General features: G+C 64.1%; 21 protein-coding genes and 1 tRNA gene. 11 read left to right on the forward strand and 11 right to left on the reverse strand.

What is annotated here, in order from left to right; all coding sequences use genetic code 11:
- Positions 1 to 8: 8 nt before the first annotated feature.
- The 4 genes from DH08_RS03045 to DH08_RS03060 all read right to left on the reverse strand — a co-directional run bounded on the left by DH08_RS03045 (position 9) and on the right by DH08_RS03060 (position 4,879).
- Entirely contained in the window at positions 9 to 671 is a 663-nt protein-coding gene (locus tag DH08_RS03045) for an aminotransferase class IV family protein (protein ID WP_192177835.1), read from the reverse strand.
- Positions 620 to 1,765: an aminodeoxychorismate synthase component I gene (locus DH08_RS03050; protein ID WP_192177836.1), complete on the reverse strand. Its 1,146-nt coding sequence runs from the start codon at positions 1,763 to 1,765 to the stop codon at positions 620 to 622. Before DH08_RS03050 ends, DH08_RS03045 begins: the two co-directional genes overlap by 52 nt.
- 161 nt (positions 1,766 to 1,926) lie before the next feature.
- Positions 1,927 to 2,667 (reverse strand): proton-conducting membrane transporter, encoded by a 741-nt coding sequence (locus DH08_RS03055; protein ID WP_192177837.1) that lies wholly within the window; start codon positions 2,665 to 2,667, stop codon positions 1,927 to 1,929.
- A 373-nt stretch (positions 2,668 to 3,040) separates the two neighbouring features.
- Positions 3,041 to 4,879, reverse strand: coding sequence for a M3 family oligoendopeptidase (locus DH08_RS03060; RefSeq protein ID WP_192177838.1), 1,839 nt, complete (start codon positions 4,877 to 4,879; stop codon positions 3,041 to 3,043).
- Positions 4,880 to 5,023: 144 nt separating this feature from the next.
- Between DH08_RS03060 and DH08_RS03065 the strand changes: the two genes are divergently transcribed.
- The 4 genes from DH08_RS03065 (at position 5,024) to DH08_RS03080 (ending at position 9,349) form a co-directional block, all read left to right on the forward strand.
- Positions 5,024 to 6,568, forward strand: a complete 1,545-nt coding sequence (locus tag DH08_RS03065) for a sigma-54-dependent transcriptional regulator (RefSeq protein ID WP_192177839.1) — start codon at positions 5,024 to 5,026, stop codon at positions 6,566 to 6,568.
- A gap of 392 nt (positions 6,569 to 6,960) precedes the next feature.
- Entirely contained in the window at positions 6,961 to 8,817 is a 1,857-nt protein-coding gene (gene mepK, locus DH08_RS03070; protein WP_192177840.1) for a peptidoglycan L,D-endopeptidase MepK, read from the forward strand.
- 145 nt (positions 8,818 to 8,962) lie between these two features.
- A tRNA-Gln gene (locus DH08_RS03075) sits at positions 8,963 to 9,036 on the forward strand.
- A 136-nt stretch (positions 9,037 to 9,172) separates the two neighbouring features.
- A complete protein-coding gene (locus DH08_RS03080; RefSeq protein WP_006199440.1) occupies positions 9,173 to 9,349 on the forward strand; it encodes a hypothetical protein in 177 nt (58 codons plus the stop codon).
- Positions 9,350 to 9,426: 77 nt separating this feature from the next.
- On the opposite strand, the gene DH08_RS03085 is transcribed toward DH08_RS03080, so the two are convergent.
- Complete coding sequence (locus tag DH08_RS03085; RefSeq protein WP_192177841.1) at positions 9,427 to 10,065, reverse strand: 2-dehydro-3-deoxy-phosphogluconate aldolase; 639 nt, start codon at positions 10,063 to 10,065, stop codon at positions 9,427 to 9,429.
- A 171-nt stretch (positions 10,066 to 10,236) separates the two neighbouring features.
- On the opposite strand from DH08_RS03085, the gene trhO reads away from it, so the two are divergent.
- The gene (trhO, locus tag DH08_RS03090) at positions 10,237 to 11,166 is read left to right on the forward strand and encodes an oxygen-dependent tRNA uridine(34) hydroxylase TrhO (protein WP_192177842.1); all 930 of its coding nucleotides are present in this window, start codon (positions 10,237 to 10,239) and stop codon (positions 11,164 to 11,166) included.
- A gap of 35 nt (positions 11,167 to 11,201) precedes the next feature.
- Here trhO and DH08_RS03095 read toward each other — a convergent pair whose 3' ends face one another.
- A complete protein-coding gene (locus DH08_RS03095) occupies positions 11,202 to 11,564 on the reverse strand; it encodes a nuclear transport factor 2 family protein (RefSeq protein WP_192177843.1) in 363 nt (120 codons plus the stop codon).
- A 196-nt stretch (positions 11,565 to 11,760) separates the two neighbouring features.
- Here DH08_RS03095 and DH08_RS03100 point away from each other — a divergent pair, with 196 nt between their 5' ends.
- Positions 11,761 to 12,492: a tellurite resistance TerB family protein gene (locus DH08_RS03100; protein ID WP_192177844.1), complete on the forward strand. Its 732-nt coding sequence runs from the start codon at positions 11,761 to 11,763 to the stop codon at positions 12,490 to 12,492.
- Positions 12,493 to 12,735: 243 nt separating this feature from the next.
- Complete coding sequence (locus DH08_RS03105) at positions 12,736 to 13,497, forward strand: SDR family oxidoreductase (protein WP_192177845.1); 762 nt, start codon at positions 12,736 to 12,738, stop codon at positions 13,495 to 13,497.
- Between the two features lie 104 nt (positions 13,498 to 13,601).
- Here DH08_RS03105 and DH08_RS03110 read toward each other — a convergent pair whose 3' ends face one another.
- The gene (locus DH08_RS03110; protein ID WP_192177846.1) at positions 13,602 to 14,786 is read right to left on the reverse strand and encodes a pyridoxal phosphate-dependent aminotransferase; all 1,185 of its coding nucleotides are present in this window, start codon (positions 14,784 to 14,786) and stop codon (positions 13,602 to 13,604) included.
- Between the two features lie 83 nt (positions 14,787 to 14,869).
- On the opposite strand from DH08_RS03110, the gene DH08_RS03115 reads away from it, so the two are divergent.
- From DH08_RS03115 to denD, 4 genes are all read left to right on the forward strand, one after another.
- The gene (locus DH08_RS03115) at positions 14,870 to 15,556 is read left to right on the forward strand and encodes a GNAT family N-acetyltransferase (RefSeq protein WP_192177847.1); all 687 of its coding nucleotides are present in this window, start codon (positions 14,870 to 14,872) and stop codon (positions 15,554 to 15,556) included.
- Positions 15,557 to 15,672: 116 nt separating this feature from the next.
- Positions 15,673 to 16,653, forward strand: coding sequence for a cation diffusion facilitator family transporter (locus DH08_RS03120; protein ID WP_192177848.1), 981 nt, complete (start codon positions 15,673 to 15,675; stop codon positions 16,651 to 16,653).
- Between the two features lie 54 nt (positions 16,654 to 16,707).
- The gene (locus DH08_RS03125) at positions 16,708 to 16,914 is read left to right on the forward strand and encodes a hypothetical protein (RefSeq protein ID WP_192177849.1); all 207 of its coding nucleotides are present in this window, start codon (positions 16,708 to 16,710) and stop codon (positions 16,912 to 16,914) included.
- A 2-nt stretch (positions 16,915 to 16,916) separates the two neighbouring features.
- Positions 16,917 to 17,894, forward strand: coding sequence for a D-erythronate dehydrogenase (denD, locus tag DH08_RS03130; RefSeq protein WP_192177850.1), 978 nt, complete (start codon positions 16,917 to 16,919; stop codon positions 17,892 to 17,894).
- A 19-nt stretch (positions 17,895 to 17,913) separates the two neighbouring features.
- Here the strand turns inward: denD and DH08_RS03135 are convergent, their stop codons facing one another.
- The 4 genes from DH08_RS03135 to DH08_RS03150 form a co-directional block, all read right to left on the reverse strand.
- Positions 17,914 to 19,092, reverse strand: a complete 1,179-nt coding sequence (locus DH08_RS03135) for a nickel/cobalt transporter (protein ID WP_210328524.1) — start codon at positions 19,090 to 19,092, stop codon at positions 17,914 to 17,916.
- 8 nt (positions 19,093 to 19,100) lie between these two features.
- Complete coding sequence (locus DH08_RS03140) at positions 19,101 to 19,769, reverse strand: DUF1007 family protein (protein WP_192177851.1); 669 nt, start codon at positions 19,767 to 19,769, stop codon at positions 19,101 to 19,103.
- Between the two features lie 87 nt (positions 19,770 to 19,856).
- The gene (locus DH08_RS03145) at positions 19,857 to 20,756 is read right to left on the reverse strand and encodes a LysR family transcriptional regulator (RefSeq protein ID WP_192177852.1); all 900 of its coding nucleotides are present in this window, start codon (positions 20,754 to 20,756) and stop codon (positions 19,857 to 19,859) included.
- Between the two features lie 3 nt (positions 20,757 to 20,759).
- Positions 20,760 to 21,959: an amidase gene (locus DH08_RS03150; protein WP_192177853.1), complete on the reverse strand. Its 1,200-nt coding sequence runs from the start codon at positions 21,957 to 21,959 to the stop codon at positions 20,760 to 20,762.
- Positions 21,960 to 22,337: the final 378 nt, after the last annotated feature.

Genomic DNA, 22,337 nt, shown 5'->3' on the forward strand with positions numbered 1-22,337 from the left:
CGCCTGCGTCAGGCCAATCTGGCCGGGATCAGCCCGCGCAGCGAATTGCCGACGTAGATCGCCCTGGCCGATTTCAGATCGTCAAAGCTGTAGATCGCTTCGGCGGCGCGGCCTTCGTCCAGGAACTCGCCGCGCAATACGCCAGGCAACAGGCCGCAATCGAGGCGGGGCGTCATCAGCACGCCGTCGCCGAAGTCGGCGAAGAGATTGGTGATCGTGCCCTCGCAGAGTTCACCGCGCTCGTTGGCTAAAAGCACCTCGTCGGCCTGGGTGATGAGATATTCGGCGCGGGCATGGGTGTAGGTCTGTCGCCGGCTGGTCTTGTGACGCAGCAGTGTATCGCCGGTATCGAGCCGCACCCGCGCTAGTTGCAGCCTCCAGACCTTGTCGGCCGCGAGCGGTTCGTAAGGCTGCACCGAGGCCGTCGCCTCGCCATTGCGCGCCAGGACAAGGCGGGTGCGCAATGCCGTCTCCTGTCGGCCAACCGTATTCATGAGCACTTCGCCGACCCGTTGCGGATCGCATGCAAAGCCCAGCTCCGCAGCCGAGCCATAAAGCCGTGCGAGATGGCGATCGAAGCGCAGGAAGCCCGCGCCGGGTTCCCAGCGCATGGTCTCGATCAGCTCGAAATCGGCGGCGTTCCCGTCGCGAAGCGTGCTTTCAGCAGACACTCCCGATACTCCTCTTCGGCCGTGGAATCGAAGACGACGCCACCGCCGACATTGTAGACGGCCTCGCCGCTGGAAAAGAGCGAGATGGTGCGGATCGCCACGGAAAAGCGCATCGTGCCGCCGGGCGCGATCCAGCCGATGGCGCCGCAATAGACGTCGCGCGGCACGCCTTCCAATTCGTGCAGTATCTCCATGGCGCGTATTTTCGGCGCGCCGGTGATCGAGCCGCAGGGAAACAGCGCCGCCAGGATCTGGCGGATGCCGACATCCGGCAGGAGCTTCGCCCGCACACGGCTCACCATCTGGTGCACCGTCGGATAGGTCTCGATGCGGAACAGTTCGGGCACCTCCAGCGTACCGACCTCGCTGATCAGCGAAATGTCGTTGCGCAGGAGGTCGACGATCATCCGGTTCTCGGCCTGGTTCTTCTCGTCGTTGCGCAGGAACGCCTTGAGCTTGGCGTCCTCGGCCTTGGTCGCACCGCGCGGCGCCGTGCCCTTCATCGGATGCGTCTCGATCATGGCGTCGGCGTCGATCTCGAAGAACAGTTCGGGCGAGCGCGACAGCACGATCGGATTGCCGAGCGCAACCAGCGCGCCGTACTTCACCGGCTGGCGCTCGGTCAACGCATTGAAGGCGGCGAGCGGATCGCCCGACCATTGCGCGTTGACCGGAAAGGTCAGGTTGCCCTGATAGCAGTCGCCCTTGCGGATGTGGTCATGCAGCCGTGCGAAACGTCTGGCGTAATCTTCGGCGGACCATGCGGCCCTGGCGTCGAAGATCGGTCCATTGTTGGCCGGCGCAGTGTTTTGCGGCAAGGTCTGCTCGAGCGGGGCATCGAAGACGCCGAGGCAGACCAGCGGCGCGCGCCGGCCCTCGGGCAGCAGCGGCACCAATTTCGGCTCGAGCAGGTAACCCGCCTCGTAGGAGAAATAGCCGGCCAGCCATTTGCCTGCGTCGCTCGCCGCCTGCGCGGCTTCCAGCGCCGGCAGGAAATCGCGCGCTTCATGCGCCGTGATGATTTCGGCCGGATGGTCGAAGACGAGCTGACGCGCGCTCGCATCATTGCGGAAGATGGCGGAGGGCAGGGACATTGGGGCTCGGATGCTGCGGTCTGTGACGCCAGCGATCGCTCTATATGGGGGCTCGCCCGCGTGCAATCGAGGGAGCGGCGTCCAAGGACGCAAAGGTTGCACGGCTGCAAAAACAATGGCGGCACGGGGCGCCGCCATTGTGGCCCGCAGGCTGAATACGCTCAGGTGTTGTTGGCGGTTCCCGCGGTCGGGAAGCGTCGGGCGAATTCATTTTCGTCGCCGGCGGCCAAAAGCTTCGCCTGGTCGATCCACTGCTCTCGCGCGATACGACCGTCGAAATTCAGCACGTCCTCGATCCGCTTGACGTCGGCTTCCGTCCAGGCGGCGATCTGGGCGTAGCTTGTGACCCCTAGGCCCTTCAGCAGCTTTTCGTTGACCGGGCCGATGCCGATCAGGCGACGCAGATTATCGGCCTTGCCGGCTGCCGCCTTGGCCGGGGTAGGGGCTGCTTTCTTCGCCGCGGCTGGCTTTGGCGCAGCAGGCTTCGGTGTAGCAGCCTTGGGGGCGGCGGCTTTCGCTGCCGGCTTTGGCGCGGCTGCCGACTTGGCAGCGGCGGGTTTCTTGGCCGCAGCAGCGGGCTTGGTGGCAGCGGGCTTAGCGGCGGGCTTGGCGGCGGCGGATTTGGCCGGAGCCGTTGCGGGTGTCGATATCAGCGCGGCAGGTGCCTGCCCGGCGGCCTTCGCGGTGCCGGATGCGGCGGGCGCTTCGCGCAGCTGGCGCTCGAGATCGGCGCGGGCGCGGCCACATGCATCCAGCTCGGCACGAAGCTTGTCACGTTCGCCGCGCGTGCGGTCCAGATCGCCGCGCAAACTGTCGAGCTCGCCGCGCAGGCGACCCCAGAGGAACCAGCCAACCAACACACCTACAACGAACGCTAGGAGCATGTAGAAAAAAGTGCCCATTGTCTCTCTCCACTCCGATCCGTCTGCCGTGGCCGGAGTGATGACCTTGGCGCAAGGACCATTCAAAGGTGGTTCCGCGGTTGACGGAACTGCCGGCTTCAATCGAGCTGTCGGCGATCGGGTTTTGCGCACCCATGGCCAACGGCCGCCATCGCATTCGCCAAGGCGCCACGACCGGCCGAGATTGTCCCCTGGCCTGAGCGGTGCGTCCGGCTGAGCTTGAGGCGGGACGCTATCATACGGCCTGCGGAAAGCTAACGGAAAAATTCCACCGAGAGTTGTTCAAGAACAGATATTTAGGACAAGAATAGAACGGTCCCAACATACGCTTCGGCTAATCTATTTTGATTAAGCCGAGCTTCGAGACCGCCTGTCATTTGTCCAGCGCTTCCAACTCGTCGATCAGGCCGCCGATCACGCTGAGCCCGATCTGCCAGAAGGCGGGATCGGTGGCGTCGAGGCCGAAGGGCGCCAGAAGCTCGGAATGGTGCTTGGTGCCGCCGGCGCGCAGCATCTCGAAATACTTCTCCTGAAAGCCGCGCTCGGCATTCTGGTAGACCGCATAGAGCGAGTTCACCAGGCAATCGCCGAAGGCATAGGCATAGACGTAGAAAGGCGAATGGATGAAGTGCGGGATGTAGGTCCAGAACACTTCGTAGCCATCGCGCAGCTTGATCGCCGGTCCGAGGCTTTCGGCCTGCACCTCCAGCCAGAACTGGCCGAGCCGGTCGGAGGTCAGTTCGCCGTTCTTGCGCTCGGCATGCACCTTGCGCTCGAACTCGTAGAAGGCGATCTGGCGCACGACCGTGTTGATCATGTCCTCGACCTTCTGGGCGAGCATGGCCTTGCGCTCACGCCTGTCGGTGGTCTGGTCGAGCAGCGAACGGAAGGTCAGCATCTCGCCGAAGACGGATGCCGTCTCGGCAAGCGTCAGCGGCGTCGAGGCCATCAGCGCACCCTGGCCGCCGGCCAGCACCTGGTGGACGCCATGGCCAAGTTCGTGCGCCAGCGTCATGACATCGCGGGGCTTGCCCATGTAGTTGAGCAGCACGTAGGGATGCGCCGACGGCACGGTTGGATGGGCGAAGGCGCCGGGCGACTTGCCTGGCCTTACCGGCGCGTCGATCCAGTTGCGGTCGAAGAAGGTCCGGGCGATTTCCGCCATGTCGGGCGAAAAGCGCTGATAGGCCGACAGCACCGTGTCCCTGGCGTCGTCCCAGCGGATGACCGCCTGCGGGGTCTCGGGCAAGGGCGCGTTGCGGTCCCAGTGGTTCATCACCTCCATGCCCAGCCAGCGCGCCTTCATCGCATAGTAGCGGTGCGACAGGCGCGGATAGGCCTCGCGTACGGCTAAAGCCAGCGCGTCGACGACGCTGCGCTCGACGCGGTTGGCGAGATGGCGTGAATCGGCGATGTCCTCGAAGCCACGCCAGCGGTCGGAAATCTCCTTGTCCTTGGCCAGCGTGTTGGTGATCAGGGTGAAGGTGCGCAAATTCTTGCGGAAGGTGGCGGCCAGCGCTTCGGAAGCCTGGCGCCGCACCTCGCCGTCGGCATCCTGCAGGCGGTTCAGCGCCGGCTCCAGCGCCAGTTCCTCGCCGTCGACGTCAAAGCGCAGATCCGTCATCGTCTCGTCGAACAGCCGGTTCCAGGCGCCGCGCCCGGTGATCGACTTTTCGTGGAAGAGCTGCTCGACCCGGTCTTCGAGCTGGAATGGCTTGTCCTTGCGCAGGTCGAGCACCCAGGGCCGGTAATGGGCGAAGCCAGCGTCGGCTGCGAGCGCGCTCTCGATCACGGCATCGTCGATCAGGTTCAATTCGAGCGCGAAGAACAGAAGATGCGCGCTGGCGTCGGTCATCTTCTCCTGGATATCGCCATAGAGCTTGGCGCGCTGCGGATCGGCCGTGTTGCCGGCATAGACCAGCCCGGCATAGGAGACGATGCGGCCGATCAGTTCCTCCAGTGCCTCATAGGTGCGCAGCGCTTCGCCCAGCCTGCCGGCGCTGCCGCGCTCGGCCTCGGCGGCCAGCGTTCCCTTCCAGCGGCTCTCGAAGGCGGTGGCATCGCTTGCGGCGCTCGCAATGTCGCGCTTCAGTTCGGGAGCCTCCATGCCGGAGTAGAGATCGGCGAGGTTCCATTCCGGCAGATCGCCCAACTCGGACGCGCCGTGACCGATTGCTGGCGCCGCAAGCCGCCGATCGAACATCATGCGCATCAACAATACCTTCCGGAATCAAGGGGAAAGGAGAAGCCGGTCAAATCCTAAGGAATTCGTTCACCGGGTTTTTTGAAACCTTGTTTAGAACCCTGTGCCAAGATGATCCATGGGGAATTTCTCAGGCGGGCATGCAAGACAGTCATGACAGGTTCCATACTCATAGTCGATGACGATCCCGTGCAGCGCAGGCTGCTCGAGGCGGCGGTGACGAAATTCGGCCACGGCGCGATCGTCGCCGACGGCGGCGAAGCCGGTCTCGGCGTCCTCGACGGGCCCAATGCACGCGAGGTCTCGGTTGTCATCCTCGACCTGGTCATGCCGGGGCTCGACGGTATCGGCGTGCTCAAGGCGATGCGCGAGCGCGGCATCCATGTGCCGGTCATCGTGCAGACCGCGCAGGGCGGCATCGAAACCGTCGTTTCGGCGATGCGCCATGGCGCGTTCGATTTCGTGGTCAAGCCGGCCTCTCCCGACAGGCTGCAGACAGCGATCGGCAACGCGCTCAAAGTCGAGGCGGTCGAGGACGAGATGAAGCGAACGTCGCGGCGGCGCGGCGGCCATCTGACCTTCAAGGACATGATCACCCACAGCCCGGCGATGGACCGCGTGATCCGCCTCGGCCAGAAGGCGGCGGCGTCCAACATCCCGATCCTGATCGAAGGCGAATCGGGCGTCGGCAAGGAACTGGTGGCGCGTGCCATCCAGGGCAGCGGCGACCGCCGCTCGAAGCCTTTCGTCACCGTCAATTGCGGCGCCATCCCCGACAATCTGGTCGAATCGATCCTGTTCGGCCACGAGAAGGGCTCGTTCACCGGCGCCACCGAAAAACACACCGGCAAGTTCGTCGAGGCGCATTCGGGCACGCTCTTCCTCGACGAGATCGGCGACCTGCCGCTCGACGTACAGGTCAAGCTGCTGCGCGCCGTCCAGGATGGTGAGGTAGATCCGGTCGGCGGCCGCTCAACCGTCAGGGTCGACATCAGGTTGATCTCGGCGACGCACCGTAACCTCTTGCAGCAGGTCAAGGACGGCAAGTTCCGCGAGGATCTGTTCTACCGGCTGAACGTCTATCCAATCTTCGTGCCGCCGCTGCGCGACCGCCGCGACGACATTCCCTATCTGGTCAGGCACTTCATGGAGAAGGTCGCGCCGGCCGATCCGCGCCGTCGCCTGCACGGCATTTCGGCCAAGGCGCTTGCCATGCTGGAGGCCTATGACTGGCCGGGCAACATCAGGCAATTGGAAAACGCCGTCTTCAGGGCCTCGGTGCTCGCCGAGGGCGATGTGCTGACGGAAGAGGAATTCCCGCAGATCCGCGCGCAACTGGAAGGCACGGTCAATCTCGATGCCGAGGTCGCGATGCCCGGTCCCGGCCCGGCTTCTGACGATTCGCCACGCGCCAACGGTGTTGCGGCCGCCGATGAAGGATTTGCGGTCGGCGAAGCTGATCCGCCTACCAGGCTGCAGCCGCGTTTCGGTACGCTCAGGGCGCTGGACGAGCGCGGCAATGTGCGCGCGCTGGCCGATGTCGAACTTGAAATGATCAAGCTGGCAATCGATCACTATAACGGCCAGATGAGCGAGGTCGCGCGCCGTCTCGGCATCGGCCGCTCGACGCTGTACAGGAAGCTCAAGGAATACGGTATCGACCCGGAAAGCGGCCGCATCGAACGGCTCGCTTCCTGACGGGCAAGGCCTTGTCCCGCAAGGTCCGGGCCAGCTTGCACCCTTAGTTGTCGTGACGAGATCGACGGTTCGACCGGGCAAGGCGCTGGCCGGGCATAGTGGCGGTTGCGTTCACGCATTAAGGCTGGCGGTAACAGATCGTGTTTCGATCGGAGGCGGAATAATGATCTAAACCAGCAGTTTACCAAGAAACCCCGTGCATTATTTTTGACGGGATATCGCCACGGTGTTACCGCATTTCGGCTTCAATAAGCGATGATTAACCATTAGGATCGATATTCGGATGTGATCAACCACGCATCCGTTTGGGCAAATCCGGGGACAAACGGCAGCCTGCAAGGCCTTTTGATTTGAACAAAGTCGAACGACACAAAGACGGGCGGCACTATCACATGAGCGTCTGGCCGAGATGGCTGGCAGCGGTGATCCTTGCTGTTTCGTTCCTGTCCGCAGCCGCGACCGGCGCAAGCGCCGATACACGTTCGCTGAAGCTTTATCACCTCCACACGCACGAAAAGGCCGAGATCGTCTACAAGCGAAATGGCCGCTACGTTCCGGAGGGTTTGCGAAAGATCAACATCATCCTGCGCGACTGGCGCCGCAACGAGCCGACCAAGATGGACCCGCGCCTGCTCGATCTGGTGTGGGAAGCCTATCGGCAGAGTGGTGCCACCGACTATATCCAGGTGGTCTGCGGCTATCGCTCGCCGTCGACGAACTCGATGCTGCGCAGCCGCAGCCGGGGCGTCGCCGAGAAAAGCCAGCACATGCTCGGCAAGGCCATGGACTTCTACATTCCAGGCGTGCCGCTGAAGAAGCTGCGCGACATCGGCTTGAGGATGCAAGGCGGCGGCGTCGGCTATTATCCGTCGTCGGGCTCGCCCTTCGTGCACATGGATATCGGCAATGTGCGTCATTGGCCGGGCATCAGCCGCCAGGAACTCGTCAGGGTATTTCCCAACGGCAAGACGCTGCATGTGCCGAGCGATGGCAAGCCGCTGCCTGGCTATCAGCAGGCCTTGGCCTCCTACAAGGCGCGCAAGGGCTCCGGCTCTCCCGCCATCGAACTGGCCAGCGCCGGCGGCAGCTACAAGAAATCCGGTGGCTTCCTTTCTGCCTTCTTTGGCGGCGGCGACGACGAGGCCGACGACAGTGCCGATGTGGCGAGCGCGGCGCCCGCGCCCAAGCCGAAGACCACAAAGCCGGCGGCGAGCGCCAAGACGAGCAATTTGCCTGGCATAGCCATCGTGTCGCCGAAGGATGCGCAGCGCGCCAACATCCCGCAGCTTGCCGACGAGAACGCAGCCGAACCGGAGCCGCAGCAGGATACGCCGGAGACGATCATCGCGGCGCTGCCGGCCAAAGAGATTCCGCTGCCTGACTTCGCCCCGCGTCCGAAGGCCGACGTTGGTGCGCAGACACCTGAAAACGTTCCATTCGGCACGGCGGAAACCACCGCCAGCACCGAGCAGGCGGTGGCGACTGCGCATGCGCCGGTCAATGTTCCGTTCGGCATGACCGACCCGGCCAATGCAACCGATGCCAACGCGACTGCCGCCGACCCGGCACAGGTTGCGGTCAACAACATTCCGCTGCCGTCCTGGCGTCCGGACCTGCCGGCCGATCTCGCACCGCAGGACAAGAACGTTCTGCTGGCGCTGGCCGATACGGCCCAGCACAACACGACCGCGACCGACGCGTTCTCGGTTCTGCCGTCCGCGCGTCCGGATGAGGTCAAGCCGGATCAGGTCGGGCAGGATGAGGTCAAGGCGGTTCTCGAACGGGTCAGCGCAACGAGTGATGCCGCTGCGGGCAGCGACTATCAGGTCGCCTCGCTCTCCGAGCCGCGTTCGGCATTCAACGATCCGGCCGGTGTCGATGCGGCATCGCCGCGTGATGCCATTGTTGCCCGCCCCGCCGGCACCGATCCCGCACTGGCGATCGGCGCTGGCGTGAAGACGACGCGCAAGGAAGCCAGGGCCACCGCCCGCGACCTGAAGCCCGACCCGAAAGCGGTGGTGGTTGCCGCCGCGCCGCAGGCGGCGCGCTGGGCGCTGAACAGCAACGAATACGTCGCCACCGTTTCCAGCCCAACGACAGCGCCGCGCTATGCCTACAACATCGTGCATACGCCGCCGAGCGAGGTCTATACGGCCGGCTTCCAGCCGGACAGCGAGACGGTGGATCCCAACCGCTTCACCGGCAATGCGGTCAAGTTCCTTTCGGTCGCTCGCTTCCAGACGAAGTAACGGATCGATCAAACTAACCAAAGCCGCGCTGGGCAACCCGCGCGGCTTTTTGCTTTTCAGGACGCGGCCTGCTGTTGCAGACAGGCAGCACCGTCACAGCCTCGCTGGCTTTCGTTGCATCGAGATGCTAACCAAGCTCAACTTCTCCCGCTTCGTCTAATGGTAGGACAGCGCCCTTTGAAGGCGTGAATCGTGGTTCGAGCCCATGAGCGGGAACCAGCCGGCAACAGCAATCATCCAGGGGCTGACTGAGGCCCGAACCGGCAAGATCACGGCGGACAAAACTTCTCGTGATGGCGGAACAGCACACTCTTCTCCGGGTTAGAATGCGTGCGTTCCAACCTCGGGGATATTCATGAAGAACATTCTATTCGCATCAGTCCTGGCTCTGGCTGCCGTTTCCGCGGCTGTCGCTCCCACGCAGGCCGAGACGGTGATCATCAAGACCGGCAAGCATCACTGCAGGACCAAGCTGGTCACGCACTGGGTGCATCACCACAAGGTCGTTGAAAAGGTCAAAGTCTGCCACTGATCCTGTTCGCGGCAGGAAACCCTGACCCCGGTCGGCGCAAGCCGGCCGGGTTTTTCCATTCCTTCGGGAGAAGAGCGTTATCGGCCGAGCTTGCTCGCCGCACGCGCAAGGGCTTCGATCTCGTCCCACTTGCCGGCCTTGACCAAATCGTCCGGCGCCACCCAGGAGCCGCCGACGCAGATGACATTGGGCAAAGCGAGATAGTCGGCGGCGTTCTTGCCGGTGATGCCGCCGGTCGGGCAGAATTTCACGTCGGCGAGCGGCGAGGCGAAGGCTTTCAGCGAGGCGATGCCGCCGGACTGTTCGGCCGGGAAGAATTTCAGGAAGCGCAAGCCGGCTTCGCGCGCGGCCATGATCTCGCCGGGCGTGATGGCTCCGGGCAGCAGCGGCACGGCACTGTCCTTTGCCGCCGCCAGAAGCTGGTTCGTGATGCCGGGGCTGACGATGAATTTAGAGCCGGCGCTGGCCGCTTCGTCGAACTGACGGGCATCGAGAATGGTGCCAGCGCCGACGACGGCGCCCTCGACTTCGCCGGCCACGCGGCGGATCGCTTCCAGTGCGTCGGCGGTCCTGAGCGTGATCTCGATCGCCGGCAGGCCGCCTGCGGTGAGTGCACGTGCCAGCGGCACGGCGTCCTTGACGTCGGCGATCTTCAGCACCGGGATGACCGGCTGGCCATTGAGGAGCGACAGGAGCTTTTCGGTCTTGCTGGGCATTCGCTTGTCTCTCCGGTTTCGATAATTTCAACCGATTAGCAGAAGGCAGATTCCGAGTCCACGAAACGAGGCGTGTCGCGATGTCACGCGCACCGGGCCGCTTGCAACGCCCAAGGCTGTGCTGTTCGCTCTGCCTTGAATTGGCTTTCAGCAAAGTTTAGTGGCTTGGCGATGACAATTTCCATCCAAGATCAACCCCTCCGCGTTGCCGCGCTCTACAAATTTGCCAGGCTCCACGGCTTCGAGGCGCTGCGTGCGCCGCTCGCCGCCTTCTGCTGCGGACGCGGCATCAAGGGTACGCTGCTGCTTGCGCGTGAGGGCATCAACGGCACGGTTGCCGGCAGCGAGGCCGATATCGCCGCGCTGATCGATCATCTGCAATCGATCGAAGGCCTCGCCGGCCTTGAGGTCAAATACAGCAGCGCAGCCGAGATGCCCTTCCACCGCATGAAGGTGCGGCTGAAGCGTGAGATCGTCACCATGGGCGTTGAGGATATAGACCCGGCAGCGAGTGCCGGCACCTATGTCGCGCCGGCCGACTGGAACGCGCTGATCTCGAACGCCGACACCGTCGTCATCGATACGCGCAATGCCTACGAAGTGTCGATCGGCACATTCAAGGGGGCCGTCGATCCGGCGACATCGAGTTTTCGCGAGTTCCCGGCCTGGGTGGAAAAGCATCGGGAAGAGCTGGAAGGGCGCAAGGTCGCCATGTTCTGCACCGGCGGCATACGCTGCGAGAAGGCGACGGCCTATGTGAAGTCGCTCGGCTTCGAGGACGTGTTCCACCTCAAGGGCGGCATCCTCAAATATCTCGAAGAGGTGCCGGCCGAGGAGAGCCTGTGGCAAGGCGAATGCTTCGTCTTCGACGAGCGTGTCTCGGTATCGCATGGCCTCGCCGAGGGCGAGGCTGAGCTCTGCCGCGCCTGCCGGCATCCGCTGATCGCGGAGGACCTGCTGTCGCCGCGCTATGTCGCGGGCATCTCATGCCAGCATTGCTTCGACGCGCGCTCGGATGAGGATCGCGCCCGCTACGCCGAGCGCCAGCGCCAGGTCGAACTGGCTGAGGCGCGTGGTGACGGTCCGCATATCGGCGGATAGCACCTGTGTAACAACTGTTGCCGGCTTCGGCTGCATCACCACGCGACGGAGTAGCGGTCGATAACCCAAAGCCAAGTGCCATCGTCCTGCCGGCGGGCGACCTCGGTGGTTATGCTCCCGTCAGGTAGCTTGGTTGAGGTGAGCGCCAGGTCGCCATTGATGAGGGCGGGGCGCTGCTCTCCGGCGGCGAATTTCCGGCCCGTCGCGGTGATCTCCGCGAAGAGCGTTCGGATTGCCTCCCGGCCACGCGTCAACTGACCTTCGCCGCTGTCGACAACGGCGTCGGGATCGAACAGCGCTATCATCCCGTCAATGTCGCCCACCCATTGGCGGGCGATTAGTAAGCGCTCCAGATCCTGCGGATCACGCGCCGGCGCGCGGTCTGGTTCATCGGTCACTGTGAACTCCTCCCTCGTCTGCAAGGCCGCGACACTAGCCGAAGCCGAGGGCGGTTTCGACACAGCGGTTTCACATTGCGCCGCTGCCGGCATTTCCGACAAAGCGACCACCCGTCATTGTAATGTCAATGTGCGGGCCCTACGTCTTCGACGTTCGAAACCTGCCCGTTCGGCCGGGCAAATTCTGGAGGCACTGATGTTCGATCCCAAGAAGCTCCTCGACGATCTGCTGGGCTCGCAAATCCCCGGCACAAGCGGCACCGTCCGCGACAAGGCGGGGCAGGCCGTGCAGATGGCCAAGGACAATCCGCTGGCGGCCGGCGCGCTGGCCGCGGTGCTGCTTGGAACCGGCGCCGGCCGGCAGGTCACCGGAACGGCCGTGAAGCTTGGCGGACTGGCCGCCATTGGCGGCCTCGCCTACAAGGCCTACCAGAATTACAAGGCCGGCAACGCGCCGGCGCAAACGCCTGCCGCCGGCGAGCCGGAATTGCTGCCGCCGCCCGCCGACACCGCTTTCCATCCATCACAGGCGCCGCAAGGCGAGGACGAATTCACGCTGACGCTGGTGCGGGCGATGATCTCGGCGGCGAAAGCCGACGGCCATGTCGACGACGAAGAACGCCAGAGGATCGCCGGCAAGCTCAGCCTGTCCGGCATCGGCACGGAAGCGGAGCAATTCCTGATGGCGGAACTGGAAAGCCCGCTCGACCTCGATACGCTGGTCGCCGGCGCCAAGACCGATGCGCAGAAGCTCGAACTCTACACGGCCTCGCGCCTCACCATCGATCCCGACACTCGGACCGAGCGCGGCTATCTCGACTTGCTCGCCGGACGTCTCGGCCTGCCGGACGCGCTGGTCGATCATGTCGAGGCGACGGTGTCGGCGGCGAAGGTGCCGGCCGGAACTTCGCCCAATCCGCGCTGGTAGCTTCGAGCGAGCACTTGCTGGCCGCCGAGGTGGACGCCATTGCGTTAGTGCCTCGTTAACCGAGCAAGCGCATCATTCTAAGCAGTCGGACCGGCTTCTCCTCCTCCCAAGCCCGGTTCAGATCAGGGGCGGTCGCCAATGACCGCCCTTTTTGTTGAACCGATCACGAATGGTTCGGCTTGCCATGGGAGCCGTCATTTGCGATGGCACATGTTCTTCCAGCCATGATCAGGGAGGACGGCGATGACAGCCATCACAGAGAAAACCGCCATCGTCACCGGCGCCGGCACGGGCATCGGCAAGAGTGTTGCCACGGCATTGCTCAAGGCGGGCTGGAACACGGTGTTCTGCGGCCGCCGCAAGGCGGTGCTGGAGGAGGCGATCGCTGAGGCCGGGAAGACGGACGCCAAGGCGCTGGCGGTTGCCTGCGACATCAGCAAGGCCGACCAGGTCGACGATCTCTTCGAGACGGTGCTGGAGGCGTTCGGCCGTGTCGATCTGCTCTTCAACAATGCCGGCATGGGTTACAAGTCGACGCTGATCGACGAGATCCCGGTCGAGGTGTGGACCGACATCGTCGGTGTCAATCTCACCGGCTCTTTCCTGTGCGCGCGCGCCGCCTTCGGCGCCATGCGCCGGCAGCGGCCGATGGGTGGCCGCATCATCAACAACGGCTCGGTGTCGGCCTATGCGCCGCGGCCTGGCTCGGTGCCTTACACCGCGACCAAGCACGCCATCACCGGGTTGACCAAGACGCTGGCTCTGGACGGAAGGCCCTATGACATCGCCTGCGGCCAGATCGACATCGGCAATGCGCTGACCGACATGGCGCAAGCGATGACGGTCGGCGTGCCGCAGGCCAACGGCTCGATCGCCGCCGAAGCGGTGATGGACGTCGAGCGCGTCGCCGATGCCGTGGTCCACATGGCGAGCCTGCCGCTCGATGCCAACGTGTTGTTCATGACCGTGATGGCGACCAAGATGCCGTTCGTCGGGCGGGGGTGAGCGGTCGGTTCGCGTAAGCGAATTCATCGTGCCAGTGGCACGATGAAAGGCCAGCGAACGCCGGGACGCTGCGAAGCACCGGGGACCCGGCTGGGCGACCTTGCTTACTTCTTCAAAAACGCCTCGATCCGCTCCAGCGCGCGCAGGATGTTCTCCTCGGAGTTGGCGTAGGAGAGCCTGATATAGCCTTCGCCGAGAATGCCGAAATCGGGGCCGCCGATCAGCGCCACGCCGGCATCCTCGAGCAGCGCCGAGGCGAGTTTTTTCGCTTTCCAGCCGGTCTTGGAGACATTCGGGAAGGCATAGAAGGCGCCTTTCGGCGCGATGCAGGAAACGCCGGGCAGAGCGTTCAGCCCCTCGACCACGACCTTCCTGCGGTTGTCGAAGGCGCGCATCATCTTGTCGACGTCGTCCTGCGGCCCGTCGATGGCGGCGATGCCGGCGAACTGGCTCGGCGCGTTGACGCAGGACCAGCAATTGACCGCCAGCTTGCGTACCTTGTCGTAGAGATGGGCGCCCTTGTCGCCGTTCGGCCAGATCGACCAGCCCATGCGCCAGCCGGTCATCGCCCAGGTCTTCGACCAGCCGTTCAGCACGATCAGCCGGTCGCGGATTTCGGGGAAGGTGAGCAGCGAGCAATGTGTCTCGCCGTCATAGGTCATCACGTCGTAGATCTCGTCGGAGAGGATGGCGACATGCGGGTGGGCTTCCAGTCCTTTCACGAGTTTCTCGATCTCGGCCCGCGGCGTCACACCGCCGGTCGGATTGGCCGGCGAGTTGAGGATCAGGAGCCTGGTCTTCGGCGTGATCAGCGCCAGCGTCTCCTCGGCCGGGAAGGCAAAGCCGTTCTGTTCGCGGATCGGCACCGGAATAGGGGCCGCTCCGGTGAATTCGATCATCGAGCGGTAGATCGGAAAGCCGGGGTCGGGATAGAGGATTTCCGTCCCCGGTTCGCCGAACATCAGGATCGCCGCGAACATGGTCGGCTTGCCGCCGGGCAGGATCATCACGCTCTCCGGCGAGACCTCGACGCCGGTGGTGGTCAGCGTGCGGCGTGCCACCGCCTCGCGCGTCGCCAGCAGGCCGTTGGCCGGTGTGTAGCCATGGTGGCCGTCGCGCAGCGCCTTGATCGCCGCCTCGACGATGTGCTGCGGCGTCTTGAAGTCGGGCTGGCCGATGCCGAGATTGACGATGTCGCGGCCCTGGTGCGCCAATGCTGTCGCCCGCGCGAGCACCGCGAAGGCATTTTCCTCGCCGAGACGGTCGAAGGCCGAAATCGTGTGGAGCATTTTTCCCGTCCCTGTGGTTCTTTCACTCTGCGTGCGTTTTTGTGAGCGTCCGCTCACAAAAGTCAAACGGATTGGAGCCTTGCGTGTCGGATAGTCTTGAGAATTGGCAGCCGCGTCCGCGGCCCGAACGCAAGGTGCTTGAAGGCCGCACCGTCAGGCTCGAGCCGCTGAGCGCCGCAAAGCATGGCGACGGCCTCTACGAAGCGTCGTCTGTGCCTGACGTCGGCGGCCGCTTCGCCTGGCTGCCCGACTATCCGCCGGAAACCCGCGCCGAGTTCCAGCCATGGCTGGACAAGGTGGAAGCGAGCGAGGATCCGCTGTTCTTCACCGTCATCGACAAGGCCAGCGGCAAAGTCGCCGGACGCCAGACGCTGATGCGCATCGATCCGGCCTATGGCGTCATCGAGATCGGCAACATCTATTGGGGGCCAATCATCTCGCGCAAGCCGGCGGCGACCGAAGCGCAGTTCCTGTTCATGAAGTACATCTTCGACGAGCTCGGCTATCGCCGCTACGAATGGAAATGCAACAACCGCAACGAACCGTCGAAGCGCGCGGCCGATCGTTTCGGCTTCAAGTTCGAGGGCATTTTCCGCCAGCATCTTGTCGTCAAGGGTGAAAACCGCGATACCGCGTGGTACTCGATCATCGACAAGGAATGGCCTGATCTGCGCAGAGCCTATGAGGCATGGTTGGATCCGGCCAATTTTGATGCTGAAGGCCAGCAGAAGCGGCGGCTCGAGGACTTTCGCGCCGAGTTCGGCGCCTGAACCATGATCCCGAAAAGTGGAAACCGGTTTTCGGACAAGATCATGGTCAAACAAGAAGTTAGAGCTTCCATCCCGATTTTGTCGGGATGGATCAGGCTCTAGCAGGAGTTACATGTATGGCGCATAGCCATGATCATGGTTCGCAAGGGTACGCCCACGGCCACGGCGCTGGCCATGTGCACGGCTCGACCGACAAGAAGCGGGTGCTGATCGCCGCTTGCCTGACGGCAGGCTTCATGGTCGCGGAGGCGCTTGGCGGCCTGCTGACGGGGTCGCTGGCGCTGCTCGCCGATGCAGGCCACATGCTCGCCGATTCGATCGCGCTCGGCCTTGCCTGGTATGCCTTCCATCTCGCCGGGCGGCCGGCGACAGTCCGGCTCACCTATGGTTTCGGCCGCGTCAAGACTTTGGTCGCCTACACCAACGGCATCGCCATCTTCGCCATCGCCCTGTGGATCGTCTACGAGGCCTGGGGACGCCTGCTGACGCCGGCGCCGGTGCTTGGCGGACCGATGCTGGTGGTGGCGATCGTGGGCCTGCTGGTGAACATCGGCTCGTTCTTCGTGCTTCATGGCGGCGACCGTGATAGCCTCAACATGCGCGGCGCCATTCTGCATGTGCTGGGCGACCTGCTCGGCTCTGCGGCGGCCATCGTCGCGGCCCTGGTCATCCTGGCGACCGGCTGGACGCCCATCGATCCGATCCTGTCGGTGCTTGTCTCGCTGCTGATCTTGTCGACGGCGTGGTCGCTGATGCGCGAGGCCGCCCATGTCTTGCTCGAAGGCGTGCCGGCGAGCCTTGATCGCGATGTCATCGCCAAGGATATCGAGGGGACGGTGAAGGGCGTACGCGAGGTGCATCACATGCATGTGTGGTCGCTCGACGGCTCGGCCAACATGGCGACGCTGCACGCCTGCCTCAATGACGGGGTCGATGCCCATACCGCCGTCAGTGCCATCAAGAAACGGCTTGCGGCCGAGCACGGCATCAGCCATGCCACTGTCGAACCTGAATTCGGGCATTGCGCCGATGACGAGCATGACCACGACCATGACCATGCACACGGTACGGCGCCGCATCACGGCCACTATCACTGACGCAGGGAGTCCCATGACATTGGCAACGAAGTTTCGCCGCGTCGGGCGCGCGTGATGGATCGCGACACGCGCAATGCGCTGATCGCGGCGGCGTGGATCATGCTGCTATTCGGCCTCGCCGCCTATTGGCTGCCAACGGTGATGCTGGCGGTCGGCAGCGTCTCGACCGTTCTTGCAGTCCTTGTCGCGGCTGTCTTCCTGCTGGCGTTGTTCATCGTGTTCTGGCTGCGCGGCCGCAGCCAACGCAAAAAGGGTCTTTGAAAATGCGCATTCTGATCACCGGCGCGGCAGGCATGGTCGGCCGCAAGCTCATTGCCCGGCTGGCAAAAGACCAGACGCTGCGCGGGCAAAGGATCACCGCGCTCGACCTGCACGACATCGTGCCGCCGCAGGCGCCCGCCATCGAAGGCGTCGATGCCTCCATCCACACCGGCGATCTCGCAGCCCCCGGAGCGACGGCAAGCCTGGTCGCTTCGCGTCCCGACGTGGTCTTTCATCTCGCGGGTGTGGTGTCGGGCGAGGCGGAGGCCAATTTCGATCTCGGTTACCGCGTCAATCTCGACGGCACGCGTGCGCTGTTCGATGCCGTCCGGCTGGCGGCGTTCGCGCCGCGCCTTGTCTTCACCTCGTCGATCGCCGTGTTCGGCGCGCCGTTTCCCGAAATCATTCCGGACGAATTCCATCCGACGCCGCTGACCTCCTACGGCACGCAGAAGCTGATGGGCGAGGCGCTGCTTGCCGACTATTCCAGGCGCGGCTTCTTCGACGGCATCGGCGTCAGGCTGCCGACCATTTGCGTGCGGCCCGGAAAGCCGAACAAGGCCGCCTCCGGGTTCTTCTCCGGCATCATCCGCGAGCCGCTGAGCGGTCAGGAAGCGATCCTGCCGGTGCCACGCTCGGTTGTGCACACCCATGCCAGCCCGCGCTCGGCGGTGAATTTCCTGATCCATGCCGCCGGGATCGACGGCAGCGCCGTCGGGCCGCGCCGCAACCTGACCATGCCCGGCGTCGCCGTCACGGTCGGCGAGCAGATCGAGGCGCTCGAGCGCGTCGCCGGGGCCGGCGCGGTGAAGCTGATCCGCGAGCAACCCGACGAAACGATCTGGGCGATCGTGAAGGGCTGGCCGACGCGGTTCGAGGCGCGGCGTTCGAGGGAGCTTGGCTTTACAGCCGAAAAGAGTTTCGACGAGATCATCCACGCTCATATCGAGGATGAGCTCGACGGCAAGGTCGCGAACTAAGCCTGATCGCGCCCGGGCGTTATACCCCGCCAGTCAGGCTTGCCGACAGCAGCAGCAATCCGAACAGGAAGACGAAGGCCGCGCCGCCGATCTCGACGATCGAGTGGATGCGGTTGCCCATACGGCCGTCACCGGCGAAATAGACGGCCCAGTTCTTGGCGGTGACGGCAAGCGTCGCCAGCGCCGAGACCGTGATCGCCGTGCCGAGCGACATCGCCAGGACCGACAGCAGGCCGCCGAGCCAAAGCCCGTTAAGCAGCGCGAAGCTCAGCACGATCAGCGCGCCGGAGCAGGGGCGGATGCCGACGGCGGCCACCGCGGACCAGGCCGTGCGCCAGTCGAAACGATCGCCCGACAGCAGCGACGGATCGGGCGCATGCGAATGGCCGCAGGTCTCGCAGACCTCGCCCGCCGCGTGGTCGTGATGGGCATGCGCGCCATGATCGTGATGATCGTGGGCGCCATGGCCGTGATGATCGTGGGCATGTGCCCCGTGGTCGTGATCATGCGAATGGTCATGGTCCGTATGATCGTGGTCGTGACGCGCATGGGAATGCGCCGAATGCGCATGCGCGGAATGCGAATGGCCACCATGCGAATGGGCGTGAGCAGCCGAGAGACTGTAGGCCGGGCCGGCGCCGAACAGGCGCAGGACGGTGGGACCGAGCTTGCGCCACAGCAGCCAGGCACCGAACAGGGTGACGAAGACAAAGCTCATGATCTCCATGAACCATGCAGCGTCGGTCATCGAGACACTGGTGCCGCGCAGCACGAAATAGGCGAGCAACATGACGGCGATCGCCGTCAACCCCTGCAGCAGGGCCGAGACGAAGGACAGCAGGATTCCGCGCTTCAGCGCGACTTCGTTGGCCACCATGTAGGACGAGATCACGGCCTTGCCGTGACCGGGACCGGCGGCGTGGAAAATGCCATAGGCGAAGGAGAGCGCAATCAGCAGCCACATCTTGCTGCCGTCCTGGCGCATCGCTTTCATCGCCGTCGCCAGCGCGCGGTAGAACTCCTGTTGTCTGAGATTGATCCACATCAGGATGTGGGCGAACGGGCCGCTGGCGGTGGGGCCCATGCCGTCATTGGTGCCGATGCCGAGCGAGCTCTGGGCATGGGCGGAGCCGAGGAAGTGCGTCATCAGCAGAGCGGCGGCCACGAGGCCGAGCGCCAGGCGCAGGGACGGTTTCATCACCGGATCTATCCTTCTGGCGGGCAGTTCAGTTCGAGCTTGGTGGCGAAGATCTTGCTCATGTCGGTGCCTGTCGGATCGTTGAAGAAGGCTTCCGTCAAGGACTTCTGGTTCTCTGCGATGGCCTCGTCCGGATCCGGACGGACGACCTTCTTGGTGCATGTCGAAGGCAGGCCTGCGACCGTGATGTTGGAATCCTCGGTGAAGTCGATCGCCGTATAGAAGGTCGGGTCGTAGACGCCGATGTCGATCTTGCCGGACAGCTTGATCGGCTGCTTCGGCTCGGACTCGAACAGGATGATCAACTGATCGTTTTCGAAATTGGCCATCAGGTGCGGCGGCGGCGTCATCGCCACGTCCTTGCCGTCGACGGTGACGAGCTGGAAGTAGTTGAATTCGGCGAGCGAAGCGTGGACGGTGTCGGCGACATCCTTCAGCTCCTTGTCGTCAAGCTTCAGGTCGGAGTTCTTGTCGAACTCCATCATCACCGTACTCGAAAACAGATCGTCGAAGCGCCAGAGATGGCGCAGCGCTTTCACACTTTGGTGATCCGGGCTGAGGATGACGTCGAGGCGGGCCTCGGCGAAGACGTGGGGGTGCGCAGCGGCCGACCCGACCGCGGCAAATGTCGCCGCCATGGCCGAAGCCATTACAATTGCCTGCCGTTTCAGCTGCATTCTCGGTCGCGATTCCATCGACTTCGGAGGTGGACCCGAGAGTTATCACAAAGGGGGCGAAATTGGGACCGCCGGGCACGAGGCCAGTCAGGCGGCGTCGCGCACCCTGAACCATTGCACCAGGAAATCGACGAAAACGCGGACCTTGGCGGGCAAATAGCGCCGATGCGGATAGACGGCGAAGATGCCGGCGCCCGACAGGATACGGTCGTCCAGCGCGGTCACCAATCGGCCGCTCTCGAGATCGGGCGCGGCGATGAAATCCGGCAGTATGGTGAACCCCAACCCCGACACAGCGGCAGCTCTTGCCGCCATCGGGCTGTTGACCTCGACCGGACCGGAGACCGAAACGCTCACCGTGTCGCTGCCGTCGCCCTTGAACTGCCAATTGTTCAGCCCGCGACCGTTGGTGTCGACGATGCAGGGAATTCGGGCAAGGTCTTGCGGCCGCGCCGGCATGCCGTGCCTGGCGATGAGCTCCGGAGAGGCGCACAGCCGCACCGAAAACGGCGCCAGACGTCTGGCGATTAGCGAGGAATTCTCCAGCCGCGAAATGCGCACCGCGAGATCGAAGCCCTCCTCGACCAGGTCGACGAAGCGGTCGTCGAGCTGAATGTCGAGAACGATGTCGGGATGCTGCTTGGCAAAGTCGATCAGCGACTGGCCGATCGGCGCGTCGGCGAAGGTGCGCGGCGCCGAAAGCTTGATGCGGCCGCGCACATCACCGGAGGATTCGCGCACCGCATCTGCCAGGCTGTCGACCTCGCGCACGATCTCCGAGGCGCGCCGGTAATAGGTATGGCCGGCTTCGGTCATCGAGAACTGCCGCGTGGTGCGGTTCAACAGCAATGCGCCCAGCTCGTCCTCCAGTTCGCGCACATATTTCGACAGCAGCGCCTTGGAGCGGCCGATCTTGCGCGCGGCCGCCGAAAAGCCTTCGGCCTCGACCACGTCGATGAAGGCGCGCATGCGGGTCAGCGTGTCCATGGCTCAGGCCTTTCGTGCGGCGTCGAGAAGTTTGCGGCCGAGCCGTATCAGGGCGATGTCGCTTCCGGAAGGGCCGAGCAGCGAGAGGCCAAAGGGCGCACCGTCGACCGATCCGAGCGGCAGCGTGATCTGCGGAAAACCGGACAGGCCCGAAAGGCACAATAGGTGCAGCGCCCTTTCGCGATAGGCCTGGAGCTGCTCGGCCGTGCCGTTGATGAGCGGTGCCGGGCCGGGAACCGTCGGCAGCACGAGAAAGCCATGGTTGCCAAGCAATCTGGCGAGCTCGGAGCGGAAGACCAGCCGGCGCGCCGCCTCTGCTTCAGCGGTCCTGGCGTCGACCGCGCGGCCGAAACCGAAGCGCTCGTCGACGCCGGGACCAAGGCGAGGCTCGCCAGCCGCGATCCAGTCGCCATGCACCAGCCAGGCCTCGTAGGCCTGCAGCCGGCGAAAGCACCAGTAGAGCTCGTCGGGGAAAGAGGCGAAGCTGTAGTCGACCGGCGCCGGCTCACCGAAAACGGCTGCCGCCCGCGCCTTCATTTCAGCATATTCGGCGGCCTCGGCCGGTCCGGCGACGAAGGCGTCCAGCCAGCCGATCGAAAGCGGGCGGTTGAGCGCGTGCTGATGCGGATCGCGGCCGAGCAGCAATTTGCCGACCGCCTCGTAGGTCTCGATGTCGTCGGCGAACCAGCCGAACGTGTCGAAGCTAGGCGCCAGCTTCATGGCGCCCTCAAGTGAGATGCGGCCATGCGTGGTGCGCAGCCCTATCAGCCCGCAGAAGCTGGCCGGAGCGCGAATCGAGCCGCCGGTGTCGGAACCGACAGCGATGTCTGCGAGCCCGCCCGCCACCGCGGCGGCCGAGCCGGACGAGGAACCGCCGGTGACGCGGTCGGGCGCGGCCGGGTTCACCGGAAACGGGAAATGCGCATTCTGGCCCATCAGCGAGAAGGCAAGCTCGTCGGTCTGGGTCTTGCCGACGAAGCGCGCGCCGGCATCGAGAATCACCTGCACGGCCTCGGCCGTCTGCGAGGCGGCGTGGGCCTCGGCGAATTTGCGCGGGTTGCCGCAGCCGGTGCGGTAGCCGGCGACGTCGTAGATGTCCTTGACGGCCAGCCTGAGGCCGGCGAGCGGGCCCAACTGCGCATGCTCCACCGGCATTTGGCGAAGGTCGAGGAAAGCGTTGAGCCGGCCGTGCGTGCCTGTCATCGTTCAATATCCGGATACGGTCATGCGTAGATTGTTCGGTGCCGGAAATTTTACAACCGGGGGATACGATTTTTATTGATTGTGAAATCCTTCGCTCTTATATCGCGCTTGCCCAAAGTCGCACGTGCCTGTGGGTGTCCGCCGATCCTCGAATGGTGAGGGCAATCGGTAAGGTAACTGGAGCTAACCCCTCCAGTCGGTTTAGCGGCCAACCGCCAGACCGAGGACACCTTGAAGCAACGACGGTGCGGGCCTTTCTGGTGTTCTGCCGGTTGTCCAAAGACCGGGGTTACTGAAGAGGCACACCTTCATTGCCGGCAGTGCGGACGGGTCTCCCATCCAAGCCAAGGCAGACAAAGCGAACCGAGGCCGGGCAAG

It is taken from the genome of Mesorhizobium amorphae (assembly GCF_014843845.1).
In the GTDB taxonomy this organism is placed as follows: domain Bacteria; phylum Pseudomonadota; class Alphaproteobacteria; order Rhizobiales; family Rhizobiaceae; genus Mesorhizobium; species Mesorhizobium amorphae_A.

Excerpts from the sequence above, each read along its gene's own strand:
- DH08_RS03060 (WP_192177838.1), bottom strand. The coding sequence starts at position 4,879 with ATGCGCATGATGTTCGATCGGCGGCTTGCGGCGCCAGCAATCGGTCAC.
- DH08_RS03120 (WP_192177848.1), top strand. The coding sequence starts at position 15,673 with ATGGCGCATAGCCATGATCATGGTTCGCAAGGGTACGCCCACGGCCAC.
- DH08_RS03055 (WP_192177837.1), bottom strand. The coding sequence starts at position 2,667 with ATGGGCACTTTTTTCTACATGCTCCTAGCGTTCGTTGTAGGTGTGTTG.
- DH08_RS03125 (WP_192177849.1), top strand. The coding sequence starts at position 16,708 with ATGGATCGCGACACGCGCAATGCGCTGATCGCGGCGGCGTGGATCATG.
- DH08_RS03150 (WP_192177853.1), bottom strand. The coding sequence starts at position 21,959 with ATGACAGGCACGCACGGCCGGCTCAACGCTTTCCTCGACCTTCGCCAA.
- trhO (WP_192177842.1), top strand. The coding sequence starts at position 10,237 with ATGACAATTTCCATCCAAGATCAACCCCTCCGCGTTGCCGCGCTCTAC.
- mepK (WP_192177840.1), top strand. The coding sequence starts at position 6,961 with ATGAGCGTCTGGCCGAGATGGCTGGCAGCGGTGATCCTTGCTGTTTCG.
- DH08_RS03085 (WP_192177841.1), bottom strand. The coding sequence starts at position 10,065 with ATGCCCAGCAAGACCGAAAAGCTCCTGTCGCTCCTCAATGGCCAGCCG.
- DH08_RS03135 (WP_210328524.1), bottom strand. The coding sequence starts at position 19,092 with ATGAAACCGTCCCTGCGCCTGGCGCTCGGCCTCGTGGCCGCCGCTCTG.
- DH08_RS03140 (WP_192177851.1), bottom strand. The coding sequence starts at position 19,769 with ATGCAGCTGAAACGGCAGGCAATTGTAATGGCTTCGGCCATGGCGGCG.
- DH08_RS03100 (WP_192177844.1), top strand. The coding sequence starts at position 11,761 with ATGTTCGATCCCAAGAAGCTCCTCGACGATCTGCTGGGCTCGCAAATC.
- DH08_RS03110 (WP_192177846.1), bottom strand. The coding sequence starts at position 14,786 with ATGCTCCACACGATTTCGGCCTTCGACCGTCTCGGCGAGGAAAATGCC.
- DH08_RS03065 (WP_192177839.1), top strand. The coding sequence starts at position 5,024 with ATGACAGGTTCCATACTCATAGTCGATGACGATCCCGTGCAGCGCAGG.
- DH08_RS03145 (WP_192177852.1), bottom strand. The coding sequence starts at position 20,756 with ATGGACACGCTGACCCGCATGCGCGCCTTCATCGACGTGGTCGAGGCC.
- DH08_RS03080 (WP_006199440.1), top strand. The coding sequence starts at position 9,173 with ATGAAGAACATTCTATTCGCATCAGTCCTGGCTCTGGCTGCCGTTTCC.
- DH08_RS03105 (WP_192177845.1), top strand. The coding sequence starts at position 12,736 with ATGACAGCCATCACAGAGAAAACCGCCATCGTCACCGGCGCCGGCACG.
- DH08_RS03050 (WP_192177836.1), bottom strand. The coding sequence starts at position 1,765 with ATGTCCCTGCCCTCCGCCATCTTCCGCAATGATGCGAGCGCGCGTCAG.
- denD (WP_192177850.1), top strand. The coding sequence starts at position 16,917 with ATGCGCATTCTGATCACCGGCGCGGCAGGCATGGTCGGCCGCAAGCTC.